This window comes from Synechococcus sp. NOUM97013 (assembly GCF_014279815.1).
GTDB lineage: Bacteria > Cyanobacteriota > Cyanobacteriia > PCC-6307 > Cyanobiaceae > Synechococcus_C.
Window position 1 is genome coordinate 2,136,500 of record NZ_CP047941.1, and the last position, 25,618, is coordinate 2,162,117.

The 25,618-nt window shown below is 60.2% G+C and carries 28 protein-coding genes; 14 read left to right on the plus strand and 14 right to left on the minus strand.

Annotation, left to right across the window (positions count from 1 at the left end; translation table 11 throughout):
- Positions 1 to 11 precede the first annotated feature (11 nt).
- Genes SynNOUM97013_RS11660 through SynNOUM97013_RS11670 form a run of 3 tightly spaced genes read right to left on the minus strand, consistent with a single transcriptional unit; the run spans position 12 to position 4,026 of the window.
- Positions 12 to 1,736, minus strand: coding sequence for a TolC family protein (locus SynNOUM97013_RS11660; protein ID WP_186479928.1), 1,725 nt, complete (start codon positions 1,734 to 1,736; stop codon positions 12 to 14).
- 24 nt (positions 1,737 to 1,760) lie between these two features.
- Complete coding sequence (locus tag SynNOUM97013_RS11665) at positions 1,761 to 3,158, minus strand: TIGR03279 family radical SAM protein (RefSeq protein ID WP_186479929.1); 1,398 nt, start codon at positions 3,156 to 3,158, stop codon at positions 1,761 to 1,763.
- Between the two features lie 19 nt (positions 3,159 to 3,177).
- A complete protein-coding gene (locus SynNOUM97013_RS11670; protein ID WP_186479930.1) occupies positions 3,178 to 4,026 on the minus strand; it encodes an undecaprenyl-diphosphate phosphatase in 849 nt (282 codons plus the stop codon).
- Positions 4,027 to 4,167: 141 nt separating this feature from the next.
- Between SynNOUM97013_RS11670 and SynNOUM97013_RS11675 the strand changes: the two genes are divergently transcribed.
- The 3 genes from SynNOUM97013_RS11675 to nadB all read left to right on the plus strand — a co-directional run bounded on the left by SynNOUM97013_RS11675 (position 4,168) and on the right by nadB (position 7,160).
- Positions 4,168 to 4,899 carry a DUF3120 domain-containing protein gene (locus tag SynNOUM97013_RS11675; RefSeq protein ID WP_255442779.1) on the plus strand — a complete coding sequence of 244 codons (732 nt, stop codon included), beginning with the start codon at positions 4,168 to 4,170 and terminating at the stop codon, positions 4,897 to 4,899.
- A gap of 116 nt (positions 4,900 to 5,015) precedes the next feature.
- Positions 5,016 to 5,393, plus strand: a complete 378-nt coding sequence (psbU, locus tag SynNOUM97013_RS11680) for a photosystem II complex extrinsic protein PsbU (RefSeq protein ID WP_186479931.1) — start codon at positions 5,016 to 5,018, stop codon at positions 5,391 to 5,393.
- Between the two features lie 81 nt (positions 5,394 to 5,474).
- Positions 5,475 to 7,160, plus strand: coding sequence for an L-aspartate oxidase (nadB, locus tag SynNOUM97013_RS11685; RefSeq protein WP_186479932.1), 1,686 nt, complete (start codon positions 5,475 to 5,477; stop codon positions 7,158 to 7,160).
- Between the two features lie 18 nt (positions 7,161 to 7,178).
- Here nadB and SynNOUM97013_RS11690 read toward each other — a convergent pair whose 3' ends face one another.
- The gene (locus SynNOUM97013_RS11690) at positions 7,179 to 8,120 is read right to left on the minus strand and encodes a vitamin K epoxide reductase family protein (RefSeq protein ID WP_186479933.1); all 942 of its coding nucleotides are present in this window, start codon (positions 8,118 to 8,120) and stop codon (positions 7,179 to 7,181) included.
- Between the two features lie 75 nt (positions 8,121 to 8,195).
- On the opposite strand from SynNOUM97013_RS11690, the gene rimO reads away from it, so the two are divergent.
- Together rimO and SynNOUM97013_RS11700 are read left to right on the plus strand one after the other, a co-directional pair.
- Positions 8,196 to 9,608, plus strand: a complete 1,413-nt coding sequence (rimO, locus tag SynNOUM97013_RS11695; RefSeq protein ID WP_186481615.1) for a 30S ribosomal protein S12 methylthiotransferase RimO — start codon at positions 8,196 to 8,198, stop codon at positions 9,606 to 9,608.
- Positions 9,605 to 10,831: an MFS transporter gene (locus SynNOUM97013_RS11700; RefSeq protein WP_222929825.1), complete on the plus strand. Its 1,227-nt coding sequence runs from the start codon at positions 9,605 to 9,607 to the stop codon at positions 10,829 to 10,831. Before rimO ends, SynNOUM97013_RS11700 begins: the two co-directional genes overlap by 4 nt.
- Here the strand turns inward: SynNOUM97013_RS11700 and SynNOUM97013_RS11705 are convergent.
- Complete coding sequence (locus tag SynNOUM97013_RS11705) at positions 10,818 to 10,910, minus strand: cytochrome B6 (protein ID WP_186479935.1); 93 nt, start codon at positions 10,908 to 10,910, stop codon at positions 10,818 to 10,820. The genes SynNOUM97013_RS11700 and SynNOUM97013_RS11705 overlap by 14 nt on opposite strands.
- A 156-nt stretch (positions 10,911 to 11,066) precedes the next feature.
- Between SynNOUM97013_RS11705 and SynNOUM97013_RS11710 the strand changes: the two genes are divergently transcribed.
- Positions 11,067 to 12,641, plus strand: a complete 1,575-nt coding sequence (locus SynNOUM97013_RS11710) for a B12-binding domain-containing radical SAM protein (RefSeq protein WP_186479936.1) — start codon at positions 11,067 to 11,069, stop codon at positions 12,639 to 12,641.
- A gap of 8 nt (positions 12,642 to 12,649) precedes the next feature.
- Here SynNOUM97013_RS11710 and SynNOUM97013_RS11715 read toward each other — a convergent pair whose 3' ends face one another.
- Both SynNOUM97013_RS11715 and SynNOUM97013_RS11720 read right to left on the minus strand, forming a co-directional pair.
- Positions 12,650 to 13,024 (minus strand): DUF4346 domain-containing protein, encoded by a 375-nt coding sequence (locus tag SynNOUM97013_RS11715; RefSeq protein ID WP_186479937.1) that lies wholly within the window; start codon positions 13,022 to 13,024, stop codon positions 12,650 to 12,652.
- Between the two features lie 24 nt (positions 13,025 to 13,048).
- Positions 13,049 to 14,227 (minus strand): GNAT family N-acetyltransferase, encoded by a 1,179-nt coding sequence (locus tag SynNOUM97013_RS11720; RefSeq protein WP_186479938.1) that lies wholly within the window; start codon positions 14,225 to 14,227, stop codon positions 13,049 to 13,051.
- A 67-nt stretch (positions 14,228 to 14,294) separates the two neighbouring features.
- On the opposite strand from SynNOUM97013_RS11720, the gene SynNOUM97013_RS11725 reads away from it, so the two are divergent.
- Positions 14,295 to 14,801, plus strand: coding sequence for a hypothetical protein (locus SynNOUM97013_RS11725; protein WP_255442782.1), 507 nt, complete (start codon positions 14,295 to 14,297; stop codon positions 14,799 to 14,801).
- On the opposite strand, the gene SynNOUM97013_RS11730 is transcribed toward SynNOUM97013_RS11725, so the two are convergent.
- Both SynNOUM97013_RS11730 and SynNOUM97013_RS11735 read right to left on the minus strand, forming a co-directional pair.
- A complete protein-coding gene (locus SynNOUM97013_RS11730; protein ID WP_255442784.1) occupies positions 14,771 to 15,445 on the minus strand; it encodes a RibD family protein in 675 nt (224 codons plus the stop codon). The two genes, SynNOUM97013_RS11725 and SynNOUM97013_RS11730, sit on opposite strands and share 31 nt — an antisense overlap.
- Positions 15,446 to 15,453: 8 nt before the next feature.
- Complete coding sequence (locus tag SynNOUM97013_RS11735) at positions 15,454 to 16,374, minus strand: 6-carboxytetrahydropterin synthase (RefSeq protein WP_186479939.1); 921 nt, start codon at positions 16,372 to 16,374, stop codon at positions 15,454 to 15,456.
- A gap of 51 nt (positions 16,375 to 16,425) precedes the next feature.
- Here SynNOUM97013_RS11735 and SynNOUM97013_RS11740 point away from each other — a divergent pair, with 51 nt between their 5' ends.
- Complete coding sequence (locus SynNOUM97013_RS11740; protein WP_186479940.1) at positions 16,426 to 17,001, plus strand: shikimate kinase; 576 nt, start codon at positions 16,426 to 16,428, stop codon at positions 16,999 to 17,001.
- Between the two features lie 3 nt (positions 17,002 to 17,004).
- Here the strand turns inward: SynNOUM97013_RS11740 and SynNOUM97013_RS11745 are convergent, their stop codons facing one another.
- Positions 17,005 to 17,268, minus strand: a complete 264-nt coding sequence (locus tag SynNOUM97013_RS11745) for a chlororespiratory reduction protein 7 (protein ID WP_186479941.1) — start codon at positions 17,266 to 17,268, stop codon at positions 17,005 to 17,007.
- Here SynNOUM97013_RS11745 and SynNOUM97013_RS11750 point away from each other — a divergent pair.
- Entirely contained in the window at positions 17,267 to 18,037 is a 771-nt protein-coding gene (locus SynNOUM97013_RS11750; protein ID WP_186479942.1) for a DUF6816 family protein, read from the plus strand. The genes SynNOUM97013_RS11745 and SynNOUM97013_RS11750 overlap by 2 nt on opposite strands.
- On the opposite strand, the gene SynNOUM97013_RS11755 is transcribed toward SynNOUM97013_RS11750, so the two are convergent.
- Positions 17,946 to 18,674: a glutathione S-transferase family protein gene (locus SynNOUM97013_RS11755; RefSeq protein WP_186479943.1), complete on the minus strand. Its 729-nt coding sequence runs from the start codon at positions 18,672 to 18,674 to the stop codon at positions 17,946 to 17,948. The genes SynNOUM97013_RS11750 and SynNOUM97013_RS11755 overlap by 92 nt on opposite strands.
- A gap of 59 nt (positions 18,675 to 18,733) precedes the next feature.
- On the opposite strand from SynNOUM97013_RS11755, the gene SynNOUM97013_RS11760 reads away from it, so the two are divergent.
- The 5 genes from SynNOUM97013_RS11760 to SynNOUM97013_RS11780 all read left to right on the plus strand — a co-directional run bounded on the left by SynNOUM97013_RS11760 (position 18,734) and on the right by SynNOUM97013_RS11780 (position 23,060).
- Positions 18,734 to 18,940, plus strand: coding sequence for a DUF751 family protein (locus SynNOUM97013_RS11760; RefSeq protein ID WP_186479944.1), 207 nt, complete (start codon positions 18,734 to 18,736; stop codon positions 18,938 to 18,940).
- A gap of 1 nt (position 18,941) precedes the next feature.
- Positions 18,942 to 19,364: a 30S ribosome-binding factor RbfA gene (gene rbfA / locus SynNOUM97013_RS11765; RefSeq protein ID WP_186479945.1), complete on the plus strand. Its 423-nt coding sequence runs from the start codon at positions 18,942 to 18,944 to the stop codon at positions 19,362 to 19,364.
- A complete protein-coding gene (locus SynNOUM97013_RS11770) occupies positions 19,351 to 20,967 on the plus strand; it encodes a glycoside hydrolase family 3 protein (RefSeq protein ID WP_186479946.1) in 1,617 nt (538 codons plus the stop codon). The genes rbfA and SynNOUM97013_RS11770 overlap by 14 nt, the downstream gene beginning before the upstream one ends.
- A 75-nt stretch (positions 20,968 to 21,042) precedes the next feature.
- Positions 21,043 to 22,254, plus strand: coding sequence for a glycosyltransferase (locus SynNOUM97013_RS11775; protein WP_186481618.1), 1,212 nt, complete (start codon positions 21,043 to 21,045; stop codon positions 22,252 to 22,254).
- A complete protein-coding gene (locus SynNOUM97013_RS11780; RefSeq protein WP_186479947.1) occupies positions 22,251 to 23,060 on the plus strand; it encodes a uroporphyrinogen-III synthase in 810 nt (269 codons plus the stop codon). Before SynNOUM97013_RS11775 ends, SynNOUM97013_RS11780 begins: the two co-directional genes overlap by 4 nt.
- On the opposite strand, the gene SynNOUM97013_RS11785 is transcribed toward SynNOUM97013_RS11780, so the two are convergent.
- The 3 genes from SynNOUM97013_RS11785 to zds are packed head-to-tail and all read right to left on the minus strand — an operon-like array spanning position 23,039 to position 25,522.
- Positions 23,039 to 23,656, minus strand: a complete 618-nt coding sequence (locus tag SynNOUM97013_RS11785) for a hypothetical protein (RefSeq protein WP_186479948.1) — start codon at positions 23,654 to 23,656, stop codon at positions 23,039 to 23,041. The two genes, SynNOUM97013_RS11780 and SynNOUM97013_RS11785, sit on opposite strands and share 22 nt — an antisense overlap.
- Complete coding sequence (locus tag SynNOUM97013_RS11790; protein ID WP_186479949.1) at positions 23,607 to 24,056, minus strand: SRPBCC family protein; 450 nt, start codon at positions 24,054 to 24,056, stop codon at positions 23,607 to 23,609. The genes SynNOUM97013_RS11785 and SynNOUM97013_RS11790 overlap by 50 nt, the downstream gene beginning before the upstream one ends.
- Positions 24,056 to 25,522: a 9,9'-di-cis-zeta-carotene desaturase gene (gene zds, locus SynNOUM97013_RS11795; protein ID WP_186481619.1), complete on the minus strand. Its 1,467-nt coding sequence runs from the start codon at positions 25,520 to 25,522 to the stop codon at positions 24,056 to 24,058. The genes SynNOUM97013_RS11790 and zds overlap by 1 nt, the downstream gene beginning before the upstream one ends.
- Positions 25,523 to 25,618 lie beyond the last annotated feature (96 nt).

Genomic DNA, 25,618 nt, shown 5'->3' on the forward strand with positions numbered 1-25,618 from the left:
TCAGCATTGCCTCAGACGCCCATTTGTGAAGCTTCGCAGCTGGAACGGTAAGGAGTTGGTTCAATCAGGACCTGCCCAACACCAAGCTCTTCAGGCTTCTCCGCAGGAAGGTCGATTGCAGGGCAAGACTGCACTTGATCCAAACCAGTCCGACGTCGCAACTGGGCGAGACTTCCGTTGTAGTTCAGAACAGCGTCGGCGTAGCGCACCTGCGCATTGGTGAGGTCGCGCTGGTTGTCCACAACTTCTCGCTGGGTGGTCACACCTGCCTGGAAACGCAGCCTGGCCAAACGCAGGGATTCAGTCGCAGACAACACCTCCCGAGCTGTGGTGCGAATGTCTTGCTGGCTTTCGCGGAGTTCGTAAAAGCTCGCCTCGACTTCACTGCGAATCGTGTTGCGCTGGGTGGCGAAATTGAAGCGGCTCTCCTCAGCACGCTGTTTGTTCTGTCGGTAGCGGGCGCGCGCTCGACCACCATCGAAAATATTCCAGCTGGCTGACAGACCGACCGCATTGTCAAAACTCCAGCCATAGACCTGGTCTTCCGGAGGATTGACCACATTCGCCTCACCCTGAAAGCGCTGCGTGGAGAAGTTATTGAAAATGCTCAGAACGGGCTGCACTGCGGACAGTGACAAGTTGGCATTGCTGTTGTTGATGGAGATATCGAGGAGGAGCTGATCCAGCTCTTCGCGGAACGCATAGGCAGCAACAATGCTCTCCTGCAATGAGGGAATCCAAGTTCCGATCACCCTTGCTGGAGCAGCAGCTGTTGGCGTCACATCCTGTGGCAGGTCCAGGGTTGCCGCCAAGGAGCGCCGGACTTCAGCTTGATCACCAATGGCATTGGTCAAGAGTTGCTGATCACGGGCGAGCTGCGTGATGGCCTCCAAGACTTCCAGCTTGGTCGCCACGCCCGCCTGAAAGCGGGCTCGTGCATCCCGCAAGCTCACGATGGACGCTCGAACAGATTGCTGTCCAATCCGCACCTGCTCGTCACGCCGCTGCAGGGTGAAATAGTCGAGAGCGACCTGGAGCCTGAGTTCACGCAGAGCGATCAGATATGCCTCACGGCTGCGCTCATAGGTGTCTCGCGCTGCAGCAATCTCAGGGACGCGACCGGGATCAATCAGATTCCAATTCAGACGAGCACCGAAATTGGCTGACCATCGCGATGTGGTGGTGCGAACACCAGCAGGAACACCAGTCGGAGTGCTCTCGCCTGTGACGGGGTTGATGTTTTCGGTGCGGCGTTGATCGAAGTTTTGCTGTTCGCCACCTAAGTACTGGGGCAATCCATTGGCACTGAGATCAAGAGTCGGATACCAACGGGCAAGCGCAGCCCTCAAGCCTGATTTGGCTTGTTGAACCTGACTGACAACCGCTTTCAGATTGGGATTGTTGACCTCGGCTAGCTGCTCAACTTCGGCCAGGGTGAGGGGTCTGAGTTCGCGAATGCGGACCTGATTCGTCTGATCAGGCAAAGCAAGACTTGGAGGTGCTTGCAGCGACTCCATCGATTCCGGCAGCGTTGTTGCCGCCGGAGGCAACACAGAAGGATCTGCCTGAGGACGAGAACCCTTCAGATCAACAGCGGAAGGAAGCGTGGTCTGATCGATCAATGCCGATCCATCAGCTGAATCTGATTCAGCATTGGCTTGCGCGCGGGCGACATCGGCGAAGCAAACAGGCAGTACACCGGCAGCCAGAAGAAGACCCGCAGCAGTCCGAAGCACAACAACACCTGAGCTTGGCGGAGCTTAGGTGGTTTCCGGCCGTTCACCGAGGACGGCAGCCACGATGTCAGCTGCTCCATGCACGATCCGTATCGGAACCGGCAACGCAGCCTGAACCTGCTCCAGCGTCATGTCATCGAGGAAGACCGGCTGCCCCTGCCGAAGCATCACCGACGGCAGCAGCAGCTGGTCGCCCAGCGGCTGATCTCTTAAGCCTTCAATTAGGTCCTGACCGGTGAGCAGGCCAGTCACCACTTGATCTTGCCCCCAATACGGACTTGGCAGGCCATACAGATTCAGGGTCACACCATGAATGCGGTTCAGACGATCGGAAACAGGCTCCAGAGCTTTGTCCACCAGCCGCCCGACGACCCAGCTGCTGCGCAGCGGACTTCCAATGCTGTCGGGCAACGACGTCGTCGCGACATCCAAATCCTCCAGGAAGGCTCGGATCGTGCCCACGCCATTTTCCTGCTGAGGAAGATCCTCATAACTGTCGCGCGGAGGCAAAGGCCGACCTGCAATCAGATACCACTCGTCGGAAAGCCAGGCGAAACGGCTGCCGAGCTGCTGCTGAAATCGCTGCTGCAGCGGTTCCACGGCGTCAATCACCTGTTCAGCATCCTTGGGTGTCACGGCGCGCAAGCCATCTCCTGGGGGCCGGAAACGGGTCAATCCAACGGGGACGACAGCGGCAGATAAGACGGCAGGCCATTCACCACCGGCAAAGCGAGCCAGATCAGTCAACGACTGGAGCAAGGCATGTCCATCGTTTAACCCCGGACAGACGACGACCTGGGCATGGATTTGGAGATCGCGTTCGTCAAACCATTCCAATTGCTGGAGCAAGCGGCCAGCGCGGGAATTCTCAAGAAGAGAGGAACGCAAGTCGGGATCCGTGGCATGCACGGACACAAACAACGGCGTCAGACGTTGCTGCTCGATCCTGGTCCAATCGGTCTCCGACAGATTCGTGAGCGTGAGATAGGAGCCATACAGAAAACTGAGCCGGTAATCATCATCTTTGAGATACAGGCTGTCTCGATGCCCCGGAGGTTGCTGGTCGATGAAGCAAAACGGACAGCGGTTGTTGCATTGCCGCAAACCATCGAACAACGCTTCGGTGAAGGCCAGCCCAAGACCATCATCCGCGTCTTTCTCAAAGTCAACGCGGTGCAATTCCCCCGCACTGTCACGGACCTCGAGTGTCAGCTCCTCCTCAACGATTAAGTAGCGGTAATCAATGAGATCCCGCGGCCGGACTCCATTGATACTGAGCAGTTGGTCACCAGGCTCGAATCCCAGCTCCTCACCGATCGAACCAGCCTCCACTGAGGCAACGACGGCTGGATCCGGCTGGCGGGCAGCTCGACCAGGGTCGAGAGCCGTGACGGCTACCCCTGCGGAGGGTTCATTCCACACAGCGTCTGGGCAACTGCTCTCAGTTTGAGCCTGCGACCGACCACCAGGCCAGAAGAAGCACACCGAACAGCAGTCGGTAGATCACAAAAATCCAGGTGCTGTGGCGCTGGAGATATTTCAGAAGCCAGTCGATGGCCAGCCATGACACCACCGCTGCAGAAAGAATTCCCACCATCAGCGGAAGCACACCGACCAAGCTGAAATCCGCGAAGGCGTCCCTTAACTCCACGACTCCCGCCAGCGTGATCGCAGGAATGCCCAAAAGAAACGAAAAACGTGCCGCATCAGGCCGCTTCCAGCTATCGAACAGCGACGCCGTCAAGGTGCTCCCTGAACGCGAGACACCCGGAATGAGCGCGAGTGCCTGAGCCAGGCCCACCACGAGCCCATCACGGCCCTCGACCTGCGCGAGACGCTTGCTTCGCGGACCGATCTTTTCGGCCAAGGCCAGCAACACGGCCATCACGATCGACACGATGGCGATGGCGGGAACACTGCGCAACGGCGACGTTTCATACCCCGGCCAGCTCAATTTGATCACCAATCCAGCGATCAAAATCGGCACAGTGCCGACAGCCATCGCAAGGCCAAGACGGGCATCCGGCTCCCGCCACTGTCCTCGGCGCACAGCACGACTGATGCCCCGCAAGACAGACCGCAGGTCGTGACGGAAATAGCCAATCACCGCTGCAATGCTGCCCAGCTGGATCACGGCGGTGGCCGACACCCCTGGATCCCCCCAACCGAGGAGAACCGGCACAACTTTGAGATGAGCCGTACTGCTGATCGGCAGGAACTCCGTGAGTCCCTGCACAACCCCAAGCACGAGGTTTCTCCAAATGGCCTCAAGCAGACCGGAATCCGACACCGCTGGGTTCCTGACTTCAAGTGCTGGGACGCTATGCCCAACCCGTCACCCACGCCAGTGACGCGGAACACTCCGACGTGATCGACGTTCAGATCTTCTAAGGTTTCGATTCTTTCTTCACATTCGAGCGGAGGCGAGTCCTTGTTCAGCGGGCTGATACGCAACCAGAGCCTGGCTGAGCCGGTCCAAACCACGACGCTCGGTTTTGCCGCGATTCCTTTCTGGGCCTCCTGCTTGGTGGTTCTTCCGGTGTTCGCGCAGGCGCCTTGGGTGCGTGCGCAGCCCTTCAGTGCCGCGTTATTCGGATTTGTGCTGCTTGTTGCAGGCCTCCTGAGCCACTGGCTTGCGCCAACGAAAGGGAAAGATCTGGGCGCGCTTCTGGTGGGCTTCAGCGGCAGCTGGCTGGCAGGGAGTCTGTTTTGGGGGTGGTTGTCCAGCCATCCCCTGCTGCACCTTCCGGTGGAAGCTTTTGCACTACCACTGGCGCTGACAGGCCTCAACACACGCTGGCGCCTGGGCTGTGCCTTTTATCTCGCATCGTTGCTGGGGACCGGATTCACAGATTTGGCCATGGCCCTGACCAACGTGATGCCTCTCTGGCCGTCGGTGGTGACGGCCACGCCCTCTGAGGCGGCTTTGCTCCTTCAAGAGGCAGCGGCACGCGTGATGCGGCCTGAATCATTCCTGGTCATCAGTGCCTCCGCAGTGTTGATCCTCCGTCTCGTTCGTGACTGCCGGATCCGCAGCCTCAACGCAACGCCCTGGTCAACAAGTTGGGCAGTCGCAGCATCAGTGCTGTTCACAACCCTCCTAATTGACGGACTCTTTTTGACCTTGTCACTGCTGGCACCCGAACTCAGTGGTCTGATCTGAAACGAACTGCAAAAACTGCAGCCTTGAACCACGGCTCGGGCTGAGGGCACTTGTAAGGTTTGCAAGCCGGCCATGTCGGCGTCCATCCCGTTCCGATCTCAAAGACGGAGACTTCCATGAAGCGTCTGCTGTGCTGGCTGACCAGCATTGCTGTGATGGCAGGGCTGCTGATGAGCCTGGCCCTTCCCGCGAGCGTTCAAGCCGCAGAGATCCGCAATGTGGCCGACGACAAGATCGCTGAACGCGGCGACAAGGTGGATCTCAACAATTCATCCGTTCGTCGTTTCCAGCAATTCCCTGGCATGTATCCGACTCTCGCCGGAAAAATCGTGCTGGGTGGTCCCTACGAGACAGTCGATGACGTGTTGTCTCTCGATCTAAGCGACCGTCAAAAAGAGCTGTTCGAGAAATACCGCGACAATTTCACCGTCACAGCGCCATCGATTGCTCTTAACGAGGGCTTCGACCGCATCAACGACGGCCAGTACCGCTGAGGTTTCTCTGAACGAGCCGATCTCCATTGATTGGATTGCGTTAAAACCGCCGGACTCCCCGGCGGTTTTTTTGGTTCAGCCATGACAACGCCTCGCCAAGGAATGGAACCGATCCCTGCCGGTCCTTGGGATGTCGTGGTGGTTGGTGCCGGTGCCGCAGGTCTAATGACCTGTCTTGAGCTGCCTGTCGGACTCCGGGTTCTGCTCGTCAACCGCAACACGAGCCGTCGATCGTCCAGTCTTTGGGCACAAGGAGGCATTGCCTCCGTCACACGACCAGACGACAGCAGCGGTAGCCACGCCGCGGACACCATTCATGCCGGAGCAGGGCTCTGCGATGGGGATTCCGTTCGACTGTTGGTGGATCAGGCACCGCAATGTGTAGATCGGCTCCTGCAGCTGGGCATGGAGTTTGATCGCAATCGCGATGGAAGCCTGGCCACCACGCTGGAGGCGGCCCACAGTCATCACCGGGTGCTGCATGTGCAGGATCGCACCGGTCATGCTCTCGTCGATGTGCTGCGAGACCAGGCCGAACAACGGCCTGGTCTGCTGCATCGCCGAGGCGTGCGGGTCAGCCAACTTTGGGTTGAACACGGACGCTGCTGCGGCGTTCAGGTGGTGGATGGTTGCCGGCTGCAGTGGATCCGCTCAAGAGCTGTGGTCTTGGCGACCGGCGGCGGTGGCCATCTGTACACCAACACCACCAATCCGGCTCAGGCTGCAGGCGAGGGGGTGGCACTGGCCTGGAGTGCTGGCGCAGCCATCGAAGATCTGGAGTTTGTGCAGTTCCATCCCACAGCTCTCAAACTGCCGGATGCGCCATGCTTTCTGATCTCGGAAGCCGTTCGTGGAGAGGGAGCTCGCCTGGTGGATGCCGCAGGTCAGAGCCCTGTTTCAGACCTGGCGGGAGCCGATCTGGCACCGCGCGATCAAGTCAGCCGCGCCCTGCTCAGGTGCATGCGAGAGCAACACACGGACCACATCGGACTGGACTGGTCAGGGATCCCTCGAGACCAAGCCGAACGGCGCTTCCCAACCATTCTTGAACGCTGCCGACAGCACAACCTGAATCCTCTGGAGCAACCGATCCCAGTCGCTCCAGCAGCCCACTACTGGATGGGAGGAGTGGCCACGGACCTGAAAGCCGCAACATCGCTACCTGGTCTCTACGCCGTCGGCGAAGTGGCCTGCACCGGTCTGCATGGTGCCAATCGACTGGCCAGCAACTCGCTAATGGAATGTCTCGTGTTTGCCCGTCAGCTCGGCGAAATCGACCTTCCTGCAGCAAGCGAAACCGACCGAAGCCACTGGAGTTCTCCTCAAGGAAGAAGTCAGACCATCGTCAACCATGCACGCAGCAAGGCCAGCATCGGTCACTTGATGCGAGAGATCGAACAGCTCAGCGAACGGTGCTGGGATGTGGCTGGCGTGGATCGTTCCGTGACCGGGATGCAGAGCTTGCTGCAAGCCACTGATCAGGCCAGCTTGCGGGTGCAACAGGAAGAACTGCTGCAGCTGGTCAACGGACAACCCCACAACCAGCCACTCCAGCTCGCAGAACCCAGTCGCCAGGAACTGAATCTGTTGCTGGATCTTTTGCATCGCCAACGCACCAGCATCCTGTTGCTCGAAGCTTGCCTGTTCCGCACCGAAAGCCGAGGGGGGCACTACCGCAGTGATGCCCCTGCCCCTCTCCCCCAATGGCGCCGACACAGCCGTCAGGTGAGAGGAATGCCGATTCACACGCGCCAGGTCAGCGAATAGCGCGGCGAAGCATGAGCCTTAGAAGTCGGTGTCGCCCTTAAATCCCGACAGCCTGGCCAGCGTCTTAAGAGGTTTCACGCCGGAATCAAGCTTGCCGTTGATCTCCCAGGTGGGATAACCCTCGATGTTTTTGCTTTCACAAAGAGCTCGCTGACTGTTCTGGCCATCTGCAGCGCACTCAATCACAGTGAGCTTCTTGGCGGCTTCTTCACCGAAATCCTCTTTCTGCTCGTGGCAGTGCGGACACCAGTAAGCGCTGTACATCACCGCTCCAGTCGCTGTGAGGTGTTCAGCGAGCGCCACCTTGGCAGGGGTGCTTTCGGTGGTGACCAGCGGCGGCACACCAGCTCCGCTAACAGCTGCATCAGGACGCTCTGGATCCACTACAGAAGACCAGATCAGGCTGCCGATGAGCACAACCAGCGCCAGAAGAACGCCGCGAAACACGACCTGCCCGGGATCATCCCAACCGCCGCCGATCACAGCAAGGAGCAACAACAGCACCGACAGCGTTGCTGAGAGAGCGCAGAAGAAGCAGAAAGCCTGGATCTTGAAGACCATCAGCCCCACCAGCACAAGGCTGAACACGGCCATACCGAGCGAGACGACAAGCAGTCCCCACCAGGTGCGACGCGACAAATCGCCTCGGTTCTCCGCCAATCCCGGCAACAAAGGCACCAGCGCCATCACCACGATTGCCAGATAGGCGAGCAGACCAGCAAACGACAGTGGAATGCTGAAAGCGTCGGTCTGAAACAGTGTTCCCCAGGCGCTGTTGAGCACTTTGTCGCACCCATCAGCTCCCATCGGACAGGTGAGGTCGCCAAGCAGCCCCCAGCGCTTGAGAGTGATCGACCCTGTGTCGATCACTCCGACGGTTGCCAGCACCGCCATGGCGATGCGCGCCCATTTGAAGCCTTGATCCTGACGGCGGCGGCTGGTGAGTCGGGTGGTGCTCATTTGCACTGCACTTCGCGGTGAAAGTCTGGCAGGCGTCAGCGCAGATTTATGTTGATTAATTGATCCGTCGTGCCCATGTCCCCGGACCAACCCCAAGTCCGAGACGGAATCAGCACCAAGTCCACTGTGAAACCCACCGTGGCGTTTGCCCATCTGGGCTGCGAAAAAAATCGTGTTGACACCGAGCACATGCTCGGCCTGCTGACGCAGGCCGGCTATGGGGTGACCAGCGATGAGAGCGACGCCAATGTGGTGGTGGTGAACACCTGCAGCTTCATCCAAGACGCCCGCGAGGAATCGGTTCGCACGCTGGTGGGCCTGGCGGAACAGGGCAAGGAACTGATCATCGCCGGCTGCCTAGCTCAGCATTTCCAGGAGGAGCTGCTCGACTCGCTACCTGAAGCTAAAGCGATCGTCGGCACCGGGGATTACCAACACATCGTGGAGGTGCTGCAGCGGGTCGAAGCTGGAGAACGGGTCAATCGCGTGAGCCAAACCCCAACCTTCGTCGGTGACGAAAATCTGCCCCGATACCGAACGACAGGAGAAGCGGTCGCCTATCTGAAAGTGGCGGAAGGCTGCGATTACCGCTGCGCGTTCTGCATCATTCCCCACCTACGTGGCGATCAACGCTCGCGGACAATCGAGTCCATCGTGGCTGAAGCCCATCAACTGGCTGCGCAGGGGGTGCAGGAGCTGGTGCTGATCAGCCAGATCACCACCAATTACGGCCTCGATTTATATGGACGACCACGGCTGGCCGATCTGCTGCGCGCCCTGGGCGAGGTGGAGATCCCCTGGATCCGCGTGCACTACGCCTACCCAACGGGCCTCACACCCGATGTGATCGCGGCCTATCGAGACGTGCCGAACGTGCTGCCGTATCTCGATTTACCCCTGCAGCACAGCCACCCTGAGGTTCTGCGCGCCATGAATCGCCCCTGGCAGGCGGATGTGAATGAACGCCTGATGGACCAGCTGCGGGAGCAACTGCCCGATGCCGTGCTCCGGACCACGCTGATCGTGGGTTTCCCGGGTGAAACAGAAGAACAGTTCGAACATCTGGCGGGCTTCTTAGAACGCCAGCGCTTCGACCATGTGGGGGTGTTCACCTACTCCGCCGAGGAAGGAACCGCCGCGGCCAAGCTTCCGAATCCAGTCCCGGCAGACATTGCCATCGCCCGTAAAGATCGCTTGATGTCCCTTCAGCAACCGATCTCCGCTGAAGCCAACAGCCGCTGGGTCGGACGCACCGTGGATGTGTTGATCGAACAGCACAACCCCAGCACCGGGGCCATGATCGGTCGATGCGCCCGATTTGCACCCGAGGTGGATGGCGAAGTGCAGGTGCAACCTCGGGCTGATGGTCTTCAGGCTGCACCGGGAACCATGGTCCCTGTGCGGATCACCGGCGCAGATATCTACGACCTGACCGGCGAGATCGTTGGCGCAACCGAAATGGTTGCTTCGGCGCGGACGACTTCGTGAGCGGATCTGGATCGCACGATCGTCAACGCATCATCTTTTTGATCGCTTCCGGCATGAGCACCGCAGGATCCTTTGCGGGGCTCACCGCCAAGGGTTGGATCCTGATGGATCAAACGGCAGACCCGATGGTGCTGGCGCTGCATTTCGCTGCGCTGTCGCTTCCCACCATGCTGGTGAGTGGCCCAGCAGGCGTTCGCACGGATCGCGTGGGATGTGAACGCGTGCTGATACAGGCGCAATGGGCGCTGCTTGGAGCCGGCCTCCTGGCCGCTCTGGCCATCCCCATACTGGACGGACAATCCCAGGTGCTGATGCTGTTGACCAGCACACTGCTGGCGGGCATCGCTGGTGCCTACGAACTCACGGCCAGGAACAAATACTGCGCGCTGCTGATTGATGACGCCAGCCAGCTAGCGCCCTATCTGACGAGCTTTTCCGTGGTGTTCAACGTGGGCAAACTGGTGGGACCGCTTCTTGGCGGCTGGTTGGTCACCCTCACGGGCCCCGCGCAGGCACTCACGTTGGATGCCGCCACCTATCTCTTGCCCATCGCCAGTGTGATCTGGCTTCTGAAACCACGGCTGGAGCTGGAGGAGCGGAGCACACCCGGCAAGACAGCGACCCTGAGCGTGGCGTGGCGGGAGTGTGGAAGCACCCTGCGCAGCGTGCTGATGTTCACAGCATTGATGTGCGTCGTGGGCTTTTTCCATCCAGGACTTGGCCCTCTGATCGCAGCGCAAGAACTGGGAACGGCCCCGATGGACCTGGCCATGTTCACCAGTGTTCTGGCCCTGGGAAGCATCGCGGGAGGGATCGTGCTGCAGCGCAACAGCCACCGCTTCTGCAGCAGACCCTCACTGACGTTGGCAGGCTTCGGACTGACCACAGCCCTGGCGCAGCTAGGCATGGCACGCGGAGGGAGCACACTTTTCGTGCTGGCCATGACGCTGCTGATCGGAGCAGGCACAGCTGGATTACTGAGCAGCAGCAATCTGATCACCCAAGTGGGTGCTCCTCAGGTCCTGCGGGGAAGAATGGCAGGACTGAGCCAGATCGCCTTTTTAGGGGGAGGTGGCTTGAGCGGCCTGATCGCGGCACAACTCAGCATCTCCCTCGGACTGGCAACAACCTTTGCCATCACGGGAGGCATCGGAGTCGTGCTGGCGCTGTGGGAGATCTGGCGTCGTGGCGGAACGGTGCTGACCGAGATCAGATCAGCTTGATTCCACGCAGCACGAAGCTGATGATGGCAGCGGTGACGAGGCCGGCACCGACAAGACCCAGATAGATGACGACGCCCATGGCTGTCACAAATGGCAGCAACCATTAGATCAGACACCGGAGCAAGGATTGCCAGATCCGCCTTAAGCTTCTGCACAACGAAATCAAATGGGATCGGACGGTTCTCTCAGCAGGGTCGACCGCAGACAACAGACGTTCACCTCAACGCCACTGATCATGCGCACCCTGTTCATCTATCCCCTCTTCCCGAAAACCTTCTGGAGCTACGAAAAAATCCTGGAGCTGGTGAACCGCAAGGTGCTGCTGCCTCCCCTGGGACTGGTCACGGTGGCTGCACTGCTTCCCCAGGAATGGGAGATGAAGCTGGTCGACCGCAATGTCCGTGAAGTCACCGAGGCCGAATGGGATTGGGCCGAGTTGGTGGTGATTTCCGGAATGATCGTCCAGAAGGACGACATGCAGGTGCAGATTGCCGAAGCGAAGCGGCGTGGCTTGCCTGTGGCCGTGGGTGGCCCTTACGCCAGTTCCACCCCTGATGCACCAGAAATCGCCCAGGCCGATTTCAAAGTGCTGGACGAAGGTGAAATCACTCTGCCTCAATTCATCGAAGCCATCCAGCGGGGTGACACCAGCGGACGCTTTAGCGCCGAAGGTGACAAACCCGACGTCACAGCAACCCCCATTCCACGCTTCGATTTGTTGGAACTGGACGCCTACGACTCGATGAGCGTGCAGTTTTCACGGGGATGTCCCTTCAACTGCGAGTTCTGCGACATCATCGTTCTCTATGGACGCAAGCCGCGCACCAAGCAACCCGAACAGCTGATCGCTGAGCTGCAATACCTCTACGACCTGGGATGGAGACGCTCCATCTTCCTGGTGGACGACAACTTCATCGGCAACAAGCGCAACGCCAAGCTGCTTCTTCCGCAGATCAAAACCTGGCAAGAAGAGCGGGGCTACCCCTTCAGCTTTGCCACCGAAGCATCCGTCGACCTTGCTGACGACGACGAAATGATGAGGATGATGCACGAAGCCCGCTTCGAGAGTGTGTTTCTTGGCATCGAAACACCCGACGAGGCCAGCCTGGAAACCTCTCGAAAAATTCAGAACACCCGCAATCCACTGGATGCGGCCGTCGATCGGATCACCGGCAACGGCATTCGCGTGATGGCTGGATTCATCATCGGTTTCGACGGTGAAAAAGACGGGGCGGGCCGCCGCATCGTGGAGTTTGTGACACGCACCGGCATCCCCGCCGCAATGATGGGCATGCTGCAAGCGCTGCCTAATACCGCTCTTTGGCATCGCCTTGAGAAAGAAGGGCGGCTGATCCAGGACAAGGACGCCGCCAAAGGGGTTAATCAGACCAACCTGCTGAACTTCAAGCCAACCCGACCAATCCGCGACATCGCCAACGAGTACGTCGAGGCGTTCTGTGAGCTCTATGAACCCAATGCCTACATGGATCGGGTGTATTCCTACTACCTGAAAATGGGAGCTCCGCGTTGGAAAGGAAAGGCGTCGCTGCCCACCTGGACCGACATCCGTGCTCTATCCATTGTGGTGTGGCGGCAGGGCTTCAAACGCAGCACCCGCAGCCGCTTCTGGCGCTACATGCTGAGCATGGCCCGTCGTAACCCGGCCATGCTGGAGCAATTCCTGGTGGTGCTGGCCCACAACGAGCACTTCCTCGAGTACCGCGCAATCGTTCAGCGTGAAATCCGCGAACAGCTGGAATCGCTTCCCCCTGAAGAGCCCAGCGCATCCCGGGAATTGCAGCCGGCCTGAGTGCCGATTCAGTCCTGCACGTAGGCGTCGCCGTTCCTCAGGCAGATCTCGGCTTTCTGTAGCTCGCGCCCGAGATACAGAGCATGGTCGAGACGACTGAGCGGATGCGGCCCGTCGCCTTCGGTGAGCGCGATCCCGAGTTCCTTGGCGGTGCGGCCGCGAAAGCGGCGGAGGGCTTCTCTTGGTCCGCCACCGCGGCAGGCCAACACTTCACCGGTCTCAGGATCGGTGGCACGACCCTTGTCGTCCACATCGTTGCTGTAGTGCTCAACCACCAGTTCAGCAGCGTCGGCATCCACCTTGATCAGGAAATAACCGCTGGGGTCGAGCGCAATGAAGCGTTGCGACAGCTGGTCGTCGAGTGATGAAGGGACGCTAGTCATCAGCTCACCCTACAAATCGAAGTCTCAAAGCCCCAATGCTGGGGGCTCTGATCGGAAGGGCAGCTCAGCGTTCATCGCCTCGATCTCCTCATGCATCAGACCATTCGCCCGAGGCAACCAGGAGCGAATCAGAGTGTCCATGCGTGGGTCATACCAGCGATGCAGGCTGGTGTGGGGTCTGGCCACAAAGCCGCGGCGGCGTTTGTGGCTGCCACCCGCCCCAGGGTCGAATTTCAGGAGCCCTTGCTGCAGAGCCCACTCAATGGGAGCGTAGTAACAGACCTCGAAATGAAGGCAGTCAATCTCTTCATCGCTACCCCAGTAGCGCCCCCAGAGATGTTGCGCATCCTGCACGCAGAGCGACATGGCCACGGGATCGCAGGGGTCACCGCGATGGGCACTGAACAGCACCACATGCTGAGCAAGACCAGGCTCGATTAACCGATCGAAAAAGGAAGCCTGAAGATATTTGCTGCCCCAGACTCCCCAACGCGAGCAATGCTGTTCATAGAAACCATGCATGCGTGACAGCAACGCTGGCGTGAGGGCCTCACCTGTGATGGGAGTCACGCTGAGCCCAGCCTTCTGCACTGCTTTGCGTTCCCGCTTGATGTTGCGTCGCTGATTGGCATTGAAACCCGCGAGATAATCGCTGAAATCCGCCTGGCCATCAGCGCTCCACAGGCTCTGCTGGTTGACCCAAGCCGCACAGCCGGCCGCCTCAGCGAGTGGCTTCCAGCTGGGATCCACATAGAGGAAGTTGCAGCTGAGGATCTCGTTCCGCGCAGCGAACTCATCGATCAAACGCAGCATCACGGCCGTGAGCTCCTGAGCATCCTCCTGCGGGTGAAAATGAAAGCGGTAGCCCTGGATCGGACTGACCGGGCTCATGCCAATCAGCTTGGGGTAGTAGCGAAGCCCGAGATCGCCTGCCAGACGTGCAAATGACTGATCAAAAACAAATTCGCCGTAACTGTGACCCTTGAGATACAGAGGGGCAAACGCCACGAGCTGCTCCTCTCTCCACATCGAGAGGTGGAGAGGCTGCCAGCCCTGGTCCGGCGCCACGCTTCCAGAATTTTCGAGAGCCGCCAGCCAGCTCCAGCGGTAGAACGGACTCACGTATTCCGCCAGCAGGTTGTCCCACTGCTGCTGCGGGATCTCGCGGATGCTGCGATGCCAACGAGCCGTAAGCGGTGCCATCCGGGGCCAGGGTCAACGACTCAGGCACGACCCTAACCAGCGAGATTGAAACGGGCGATGCTGGAACATGCATGGAACGGGCATGGAACGGGCAACGATGAAACAGACCGTGGATGTCGTCTTCAACCGTCGCCCCCTGCCTCCGCTTGAACGTCTTCCCCTCGTGCTACTCGCAGTGCTTTGGGCCCTCGACAGCGCCAACCTGCGCACCAGGGCAGGAGTGCTGAAACCGGTGCTGCAGCTCCTGCAGCCCAGCGTCGAAAACCGCTTGGCGGATCAATGCAGAAGCCTGGCAGCGCAAGCGGTCGACAGGAAATGGAGTTCTGAAACATTGGTGCTCCAGGCCGTGGAACAGCCCTGCCGGTCCCTGGCCCGGCCCGTCAGTGAGTGTCTGATCAACGAGACCAGCCGCAGCGGCCGAGAGTGGGGCGTGATGACGGAGCTGCTCCGAGGACAGATCGGAGACGATTCTGACGTGGTCATCAAGCGCTGCCTGGCCACATTGTTTGGACTGCCTTCATCCAATCTGGAGACAATCCCAGTTCAGGGACTCGTGGACCGATTGCGGCCGTAGCGCACCAACACTTCGTGTCCTCCCAGATCACGGAGTTCACGCAGATGCCAAGCGCTTGGTTCCAGCAATGAGTCGGGCAGCGGAGAGCCGTTGACTGGCAACCAGCTGAAGGGCCCACCGAGCACACGGGGACAAAGGGTCAACTGCAGCTCATCGACGACATCCTGCGCCAAGAGGGAATGACATAGCTGCGACCCTCCCAGCAGCAGGAGCCGGGTCCAGCCTTGAGCGCTCAAACCGTTCAAGGTGTCCTGCCAAGAGGCGGTCAGGCGATGGCCCGCCTGAAAACCAGGCGCGACCAGACCCATGGGGGTGAGCAGGTGACGTTCAAAGGGTTGCTGAAAGAACGGCCACTCCAGAGGGAACTCTCCCGAACGGCTGACCACCACAGCCGCCGGCTGAGGACAACGGGCCGCTGTGGTGCGTTGCTGCAGCAGATCATCCGAACGGATCAAACAACTGCAGCGATGGGCGCGCAAGGTACCGGCACCGACCAAGACCGCATCGCTCCATGCCAAGGCCTCTTCCAGAACACGCCGATCGCCGGACCCACCAAGTTGGGCAGCGCCACCGGACGGTGGAGCCAGGCGCCCATCAAGACTGATCGCCAGCACGAGGCGGACGGTGATGGGCTCAGCAGACAAAGCCTGGGTCAGACCGGGGCCATCGCTTCAAGAGACGCAGGCGTCATCTCCAGCTGCGGTGTTTCGGCATACACCTCTGCCGCGTTGTTGGGACTCTCCTGCAGACGAATCTTGTGCAGATGTGCGCCGATGGCCTTGATGGGGGCCGAAAGGCGATCCGCAATGTGGAGAGCAATGTTCTCAGCAGTGGGGACGCAATCCTCAAAGAAAGGAACATCCTTGTTGAGGAAGGTGTGATCGAAGGGCTCAACCACAAGATCGTCGACCAGACGCTGCAGCGCTGAGAGATCGCAGACCATCCCGGTGCGTGGGTCAATGGTGCCGCGGACTGTCACATCCACCAGATAGTTGTGGCCATGACCATGCGGCCGAGCACATTTGCCGTAGATGCGTTCATTGTCTTCCTGGCTCAACTCAGGGCGGGCCAAGCGGTGCGCAGCAGCAAAATGGGTGCGGATGGTGAGAAAGGCGTCCATGGGATGTCCGAGATAGTCGGCCCAGAGGCCCGGTTGTTCGTAAAGGCGTAAGGCTGTGATCGGCAGATGCGGACTCAACCGCTTCCAGATCTGGCGGACGAGTGCTTCCGTGGTAGGGAGGCATCCATCAGGGCGGGACACGTCGAACTCAGGCCATGCCTCGTTCAGAAAACGGAAGTCCAGCTGTCCAGTGACCTCACTGCGGATGGCGTGCTTGACCTCGGAGAGGTTGAGCACCATGCCGTCTTCATCCAGACCTCCGGCCATGGACACGATCAATTCATAGTTATGACCATGTCCTGGTGCCAGAGCACAGGGGCCAAACTGAGCGGCATTGTCGTCAGCGGAGAGTTCCGGCAGCCAATAACGGTGGCTGGCACTGAAGCAAGCCCGACGTGTGATGACACAACCGCGTCCACGGCCATGCCGTGCAGTCGACTTCGTTTCAGTCATGTGACGGTTCGGCCAGAAGGCATCCTAATGAGCTAACGGCAAATTCGAGTCATGGCCGAGACCACTCCAACCCTGCGACAACGCCTGGGCGGAAGAAGCCTGTATCTCGTGGGAATGATGGGAAGCGGCAAAAGCAGCACAGGCAGGCCACTCGCCGAAAAGCTGGGGTATGGCTTTGTGGACTCCGATTCGGTCATTGAACAGCTGGCGGGCTGCACCATTCCTGAGATCTTTCAGCGGGATGGTGAAGCGGGGTTTCGGGCACTGGAAACCCAGGTTCTGAGCGCCATCAGCGAACGTCACTCACTGGTGGTGGCAACAGGAGGCGGCGTGGTCACCCGCTCCGAAAACTGGGGAGTGATGCATCAAGGCATCGTGATCTGGCTTGATGTGGAACGCGAGCAGCTGCTGAAGCGGCTTGAAGCTGACAGCACCCCACGCCCCCTGCTTCAAGAGGCGGATCCCGCTCAGGCTCTCGACAGGATTCTCAACGCACGGCGTCCGCAGTACAGCGAAGCCGATCTGACGGTGGTGATTGAGGAGGAGACACCGGATGTGGTCGCTGATGGCATCCTGCAGCTGCTGCCAAACCTGATCCAGGACCCGCCCAAACAGCGTCCGGAATGAAGCTCAGGCGGTTGGTGGTTCCAGTCGGACCGCGTACCACTGCAGAGAGAAGCCTGGTGACATCTCCAGTTCGCAGGCCGTGTCGAGAAGACGGGAGGCCGCCTGTTCCGGGCTCGCGCAACCCTTCAAATCCGCCGGCCATGGGTCCAGCCCGCGCAAACGTTGTGCCAGCCATGCCAGGGTGTCGCCTGCGCTGAGCAGCTGTTCCGGTTCTCCGGGCACCAGCACCACGTAGTGATCAAGCGATCGGATCAGAGGATCAGACATGGTGAAATCGCTGTTGGCACTGCTGCTCACCATGGTGCTGCAGTTGGTGCAGGTCGACGCCGCAGCCGCTGACGATCGCAACCAGGTGTTCCTGGAGCAACGCTTCAGCAACTGGCCCGAATGGACGCTGCCGGCTCCTTTGCCGAGACCCCGTGGCCGCCAGGATCTGATTTATCCCTCCTGGTTTGACGGCACCTGGGAGGTGCGAAGCGAACAGCTTGATCGCCAAGGTGAAAGTCAAAACGGAGATGACCCGCTGCTGCATCAAGCTCGCTTTCGACTCAATCAACGTGGTGACCTGGTGGGCGACCGTGTGTTCAATGCCCGTTCCGTTGGTGACGCACTGCTAGGCACTCAGTTGCTCAGCGTTGAGCAGGATCCTGATCAGGTGAACCGTCAGCTGGCCCGGTTGAAGGGAGATCTGATGCTGGAGACAACCGTGATCGGTCGCAAAGAAAGCGACCCCAGAGAGCGTTCAGTCTTCTTCAGCGATGAGCTGGCACTGCAGGTGGTCCACGGCCCCGCAGCACCTCGGATCAGCCGCATCGAGACGCTCACCCGCTACGAGCGCTGTGGTGCTGCGATCTGCGCCGATCAACGCCAGGTCAGCCATGACGGTCCCGGCCTTGAGAGCGAGGTATCGCTGGAAGGGCGCAGCAGCCGATTCCAGCTCACCCTCACACCGTTGCAGCTGGATCCTGCTGGATCAGACGCGCCTCCAACTGATCACGCCATTGAAACAACGACTGCAGTCGAGGGTGATCGCTAATCCCTGGAACGCCGCGGCCAGCCAGCGCAGAGCCTGCTGAAGGTGGGAAACGCAGAAGCGACAACTGCGCCGCCACCGACAGATCAGCCAGGCTCAGCACATCGCCAACCATCACCCCAGCGGCATCGATGGCATCAGCCATGGAGCAGAGGCTGCTGAGCATGGAGGCCCTCTGCTCCTGACCGAGCAAATCGCCTACGCCACTCAGCCAACCGCCTGGCAGTCCTGACATCACCTGCCGAACGGGTGACGGCACATCGTCGGGAAGCAGCGCATCTCTTAGCAGTGGGTCATCCACTGCCGCCTGCAACAGTGCTGCACGGGCTGCAGCTGCCAGGGTCGTATCTGCCCAGTCTTCGATCAACTCCACCTGAGCGCGCAGGCGGGGCTCATCGGGGATCAGGGCTGGCGCTGGCTCAAGCGTCTCGAGATAACGGCAGATGGCACTGGAATCGGCCACCACCTGATCACCATCCACCAACACGGGCACCTGACGTTGTCCCGAAAGCCTGAACACCGCGATCTGGCCGATGCCGGGAGTGACCTCCACCTCTCTGAAACTGAGTCCTTTCGACTGCAGCGCCATCCGCACCTTCAGACAGAAGGCCGAATGACGGAACTGATGAAGCTCCAGCATGTCCACGCCGGGTCAAGAGCCGGCAGAGTAGCCATCAAGTCCTGACCCTCGCCATCGCCATGCGCGATTTTTTCGTCAATGTGACGCGCTACCCGCGCTATCTGATCACCTTTGGCCTCGGTGTGATCAATTCCGTCGCTGAGCCACTGGCACGTCGACGCAGCAATCCGGTCACCGCTGTCGCGCTGATCGGGGCACTGATCAGCGGCTTCCTCAGTGTCAGTTTCGTGCTGCGTGCCATGGTGTCTTCAGCACCACAACTCTGAAATGGCCCCCGGACGTCGGGTTGAACGCGTGGCCGCCCTGATCCGTCGGGAGACCAGCGAACTGCTGATCAGCGGCATCCGGGATGAGCGGGTGCACCAGGGCATGGTGAGTATCACCAACGTGGAGGTGAGCGGCGATCTTCAGCACTGCAAGATCTTCGTCAGTGTTTTGGCTGATGGCGAAGCCCGCAACCAGGTGATGGATGGGCTGCAAGCCGCCAGTGGTTATTTGCGCGGCGAACTTGGACGGCGACTGCAGATGCGTCGTGCCCCTGAAGTGATCTTTCAACTCGACCGTGGCCTTGAAAAAGGCACCTCCGTGTTGAGCCTGCTGGGTGAACTTGAACGTGAGCGACAGGTCCGAGGGGAGATTCCCGCCGGCAGTGATATTGATCCCGGACAAACCGGAGATGAACACAGCTGAACGCCGCCGGGCTGTCGCCCAGCTGCTGGTGGTCCGAGCCAGTGGCCATGCGAGTGACAGGCAACGGCGCTATCCCCGCTGGGAACTCAGCAACGCTGCCCTGCAGGAGCTGCTGGAGGCTGGTGTGGGAGGGGTGATCCTCCTGGGTGGCAGCGCCACGGATCTTCAGCAGCGCTGCCGAAATTTGCGCGACTGGGCTGGTCACTCAGACCTGCTGCTGTGCGCCGATGTGGAGGAAGGCGTGGGCCAGCGGTTTGAAGGCGCGTCCTGGCTCGTGCCCCCCATGGCGCTGGGGCGGCTGAAGACGAAAGATCCCGACACAGCCGTGGCGTTAGCAGAAAGCTATGGAAGGGTCACGGGAGCTCAGGCCAAACGTTGCGGCCTCAACTGGGTGCTTGGCCCGGTCTGCGACGTCAACAGCAACCCGGCCAACCCGGTGATCAATGTGCGGGCATGGGGTCAAAACGCTGAAGTGGTCGCCGATCTGGCGGAGGCGTTTCAACGGGGTCTACACAACAGTGGGGTTCTGGGGTGTGCGAAACATTTCCCCGGACACGGTGACACCGCACAGGACTCGCATCTGGAGCTTCCTGTGATTCACCACTCCCGCGAACGCTTGGATCGGTTGGAGCTGATTCCCTTTCGACGACTGATTGCCGCTGAGGTCGCCAGTGTGATGACAGCCCATCTGCTGGTGCCGTCTCTGGATGACCAAAGACCAGCCACGCTCTCCAAGGCGGTCCTGACCGATCTGTTGCGGCACGACCTGGGCTTCCAGGGGCTTGTGGTCACGGATGCCTTGGTCATGGAAGCCATCAGCCGACGGGTGGGACCTGGAGAAGCCGCGGTGCAGGCCTTTGAAGCGGGTTCCGATCTGATCCTGATGCCTGTGGATGCCCATGCGGCGATCGATGCCATCTGTGCCGCCCTCGACAACGGCAGGATTCCCGAATCACGCCTGCACGAATCGATGCAAAGGCGTCAGCAGGCTTTGAAGCGCTGTTCAGATCTGGAAACTGCAACGCCTGGCAACGCAATCGAAACCGAAGCCGACCATGCATTGGCCATGGAGTTGGTGGAACGCTCTCTGGAAGCCCAAGGACCTGTGCTGACACCCACAGCGCAGCTGACAGGCCTGAACCTGATCCGCGTGGATGGCGTGCTGCCCTGCCCCGTGCTGCGGGCTGATTCAGCGGCGGTCTCGGCACCGGAAGGCCTCGGCTTCAGGACTCGGATCTGCCACGACAAAGGACTCTCGCCATGGGCAGATCGCGGTGATCCGAAGGAGCCCCTCGCCCTAGAGACCCTGGGGGATGGTGGAGTCTTGCTGCAGCTGTTCCTGCGCGGCAACCCGTTCCGGGCAGGTCAGGAACGCAGCGAACCATGGGCGGAAGCGATTGAGCAACTACTGCGGCATGGACGCCTGGCAGGCCTGATCGTTTACGGGTGTCCCTACCGCTGGGATGCACTGCGCACTCTCCTGCCGGAGTCCACGCCCGCTGGCTACAGCCCCGGACAAATGCCTGAAGCCCAGGAACAACTGCTGAGCAAGATCATCGGCACGACACCTGCAGGGACTGGAGGCAGGGACTTCACCGACTGAACACCGCACAGCCAATCCGAAGCAGAACAAGAGAGAGATCTGCCCTTAATCTCAGCGCCAGTGTTCAAGGCCGCCATGCTCAGCCTCTCGATGATCGTGCGCGATGAAGCGACGCGGATCGAGGCCTGCCTGCAGTCCGTGCAGGACTTTGTCGATGAGATGGTCGTCGTCGACACCGGCTCCACGGACGAGACGGTGGCAATGGCCCAAGCCTGCGGGGCCCGTGTTGAACATCTGGAATGGCCGGGGGACTTTGCCCCCGCACGCAATGCAGCACTGGAGCATGTGAAGGGGGATTGGGTGCTGGTGCTCGATGCGGACGAGCAGCTCCGCACGGAAGCGATTCCCAAGCTGAAAGCCCTGATGGCCCAGCCGGATGTGCTGGTGATCAATCTGCTCCGACATGAACTGGGTGCGGCGATGGCGCCCTACTCCAATGTGAGTCGCCTGTTCCGCAGGCATCCCCGCATTCAATGGAGCAAGCCCTATCACTCCATGATCGATGAGAGCGTCGCTGCTCTGATGCGCGACGAGCCCCAGTGGCGCATTGCCAATTGCGCCGAACCGGCACTCCTCCATGACGGCTATCGCCCCGAGCTCCTCTCAGGAACCGACAAAGCCAAGCGTCTGCGTCAATCGATGGAACGCTGGCTGGAGGAACAACCCGGTGATCCCTATGCCTGCGCAAAGCTCGGCGCCCTGGAAGTCAGCGAAGGAAACCGCGACCGAGGCATCAAGCTGCTGCGCCATGGCTTGGAGACACTGCCGAGTGGCGAAGAGTTCATTGCCGAGCGCTATGAACTGCTGCTCAACCTGGGCATCGCCCTGGCCGCAGACGACCGCGAGGCGGCCATGGCCTGCTACCGAGAGGCTTTGGCGTTGCCCCTGGAGACACGGCTCAGCCTTGGCGCCCGCCTGAATCTGGCAGCCCTGCTGATGCAGCAGAACCAACTGGAGGAAGCCATCCAGCTCACGACCACCGCCTGCCAGCGCGCTCCCGAAGTGGCTCTGGCCTGGTACAACCTCGGCTTAATGGAACGGCGCCGTGGCGATCTGTTGGCCGCGATCAACGCCTACGAGCGTTCAATCGGCCTTGACCCTTCCCATGCTGAAAGCCACCAGAACCTGGCCGTGGCACGACTGATGGGAGGGGACATCGACGGTGCTCGAACCGGATTCCGTCAGGCGATCTCCGTTCTGCAGGCGCAGCAGCGCCATGAGGAAGCTGCGGCACTGAAGGCGCAGATCAGTGGCCTGGTGAAACTGGACGAGACTCCAGGCGCATGACTTCCAAGCAGCATCAGCCACTGCAGGGACGCACGGTGGTGATCACCCGTGCCCAGGAGCAACAAAGTGAGGGACGGCGCATGCTGGAGTCCCTTGGCGCCAGGGTTCTCGAGCTGCCAGCCCTAGAGATCGGCCCCCCAGACAGCTGGGCCCCCCTCGACGATGCACTCGCCGAACTGGAGAACTTTCACTGGCTGATCCTGTCCAGCGCCAACGGTGTTGATGCGGTCGAATCCAGGCTCCAGAGGATGGGACGGTGTTTAGCCAGACGTCCTGAGAGCCTCAAGATCGCAGCCGTGGGGCGCAAGACCGCCCGGCGCTTGGACGACCTTGGTGCCTCTGCCGACTTCGTGCCACCCACCTTCGTGGCCGACAGCCTGATCGACCATTTTCCCGTGTCGGGCTGGGGGCTGCGCATCCTGTTGCCAAGGGTTCAGAGCGGCGGACGCACGCTGCTCGCTGAGGCCTTCGGCGAGGCCGGCTCGCGAGTGGTGGAAGTCGCGGCCTATGAATCGCGCTGCCCTGAGACGATTCCACACGACACGCTCCAGGCCCTCGAAGCCAGCGAGGTGGATGCCGTCAGTTTCAGCAGTGGGAAAACGGTGAGTCACACCGTTGCTCTGCTGACTGAGGCCATCGGCAACGACCGGATGGAATCGGTGTTTCAAAAACCGGCCGTGGTGTCGATCGGGCCCCAGACCAGCCTGCGCTGCATGGAGCTGCTGGGGCGTGTCGACGCCGAAGCCTGCCCGCATGACCTCGATGGGCTGGTGGAAGCGTGCGTTCAAGCCATACAACGGCGCTGAGCCTGACCCGAGACCATCACGTCAAGACATCCTCGGCGTAGATCAATGCTTTGAATGCTCCAACCCGAGGGCAGCAGCGCGGCTGCATCCCCGGGGCAACGGCCCCGCGGTCCGACACAGACCGTGCCAGCACCCGTGGCTGTCTGGACCAGAGCGCGGAGCTCACCACCCACCTGCAACACCCCCTGAACCTTCATGTCCGGAGCGGGGGTTGCATCAGCGTCAGCGGCTGTAGAAGTCGCGGTTTCCTCGCTCGATCCCACCACCCCTGTACGAGACACGACGGGTGCAAAGGGATCCGATCGTCCTTCCGGCACGGATGCCAGAACCTGGTCGCGACTAGGGAGAGGGATCAATCCTGGTGTTGATGCCAAGCCAGGGGAGACTTCCGGTTCCACAATCTCTTCCCCAACCGGAGTCGCCACAGGTGGCGGGAACTGGGAGAGATCAGGCTCAGTGGCACGACCACAGGCTGCAAGCCCCACCAGCACCAGGGGAAGACAACGCGTCAACCACGGGGAATACCCACGAACAGGCCGATGCAGATCAGGAGTGGGCGGCTCCGCCGTCTTCCACCAGGTCTCGAAAGCGATCAAGGTTGGCCTGCAGTTCTTTCGTGACGATCCCTCCAAGGATGGTCGGTTCCATCAACGGTGCCAAGACTCCTGGAAGCTCGTAGGTCACCGTGAGCTTCACCGCAGTGCGATCCGGTTGTTCGGCATAGAAGCGAACCCCACCTTTGGTGGGGAGCCCACCAACCGATTCCCAATGAAGCTGCTGAGCTTCCACCCGCTGGGTGATTCGCGCTTTCCAGCTGAAGCGGAATCCCTGCGCCGCCAGGGTCCAGTCGGTGAGATCGGGATCATCGAGGGTCTTCACCGACTCAATCCAGCGCATCCATTTAGGCATCGCTTCAAGGTCACTCCAGACGGCCCAGACGCGGTCTACAGGTGCTTTGACCTCCGTTGTCACCGAATGTTCAAGCCAACGTCCCATCAGGCCACCGCCGCATTCGTGGCCAGCTGCACTAGTCGCTTGAGAATTTCCGCAGCCGCGAGGTGGCCACTCATCGTGGCTCCCTCCATGGAATCGATGTAGTCCTGACGCGTGTAACTGCCTGCCAGGAAAAAGTTCCGAACCGGTGTGCGCTGCTCAGGGCGGTAAGGCTCCATGCCCGGTGCCTCGCGGTAGAGCGATTGCGCCAGCTTCACCACATTGCTCCAAGTGAGCTTGAGATTGCGGGCCGAAGGGAACAGCTCGCGCACCTGACGGTCGGTATGGGCAACGATCTCATCGACAGACTTGGGAATCCATGGGTCACCTGGTGTGAGCACACACTGCAGCAACGATCCCTCACCCGGCTTGCGGTAGTCCTCAGGACTAGCCAAAGCCAAGTCCGCGAAGCAACTGAAATCAGCATCAGCGGTGTAGAGGAGATTGTTGAGGCCTGCGGGCTGATCCACATCACGACGGCGGGACTCCTGTTCGTCACCAAGTTCCGTCACCCAACCGTCGTAGCGGAGTTGAACGGTGGCCACAGGAACGGCTTCCAACTTGTGAATCGCCGCGAACTGAGGGAAACGCTTCCACTGCTCAGGGAGGAGTCGCTGAATACCGGGGACATCACAGGCGGCCAAATAGGCATCTGCTTCAACGCGAACATCACCATCCGGTGTCGTCAGCTGAAGGGCCGTGACCTCCGGTTGATCTCCATCACTGAACTCCACTTGCTTCACGCGGTGGCGGAGGTGCAGCTTTCCACCACGCGCCTGGATGTAGTCAAGGATCGGGCCAGTCAGCCAACGGTGAGGAGATCCTTTGAGCAGATTCAGTTTCGAAGCTTCAGTTTTGGCCGCGAACATCATGAAGATGGTCAGCATGCAACGGGCCGAGATCGCTTCGCAATCGATGAACCCAAGTGCGTAGGCAATTGGATTCCACATGCGCCGGATGCTCTCCATGCTCCCGCCATGGCCCACAAACCAATCTTGAAAACTGACGGAATCCAGCGCGCGAATCGTGCGCATCGCCCCCTCGTAATCCACCAAACCGCGAACGATGGGGCTGGTGCCCAGCGCCAGAGCATTGCGCAGCTTGTCGATCCAGGTGAGCTGAGGTGTGGTGAAAAATGCCTTCAAACCGTTGAACGGAGCACCGATCGGAAAGCGGAAATCGAGCTCTCGCAGATCACCGCCCTTATTGCAGAACAGGTGGGTGTGGTTCTTCGGCAACAAATTCTCGAAGGCGCCCACTTTGCGCATCAAGGCAAAGAGATTGGCGTAATTGAAGAAGAACACATGCAATCCCATCTCGATGTGATTGCCGTCGGGATCCACCCAGCTGCCCACTTTTCCGCCCATGAACGGACGAGCCTCATAAAGGTTCACCTCATGGCCGGCATCCACAAGATCCACAGCAGCGGACAGGCCTGCCAGACCGGAACCAACAATCGCGACCCGCACCATCTGGCGTGCAACTAGAGCGACTCTATGAAGAGACCTGACTGCACTGCTTCAGGCGGCAGGCCTCAGCCATTCATAAAATGAATTTGGATTCTG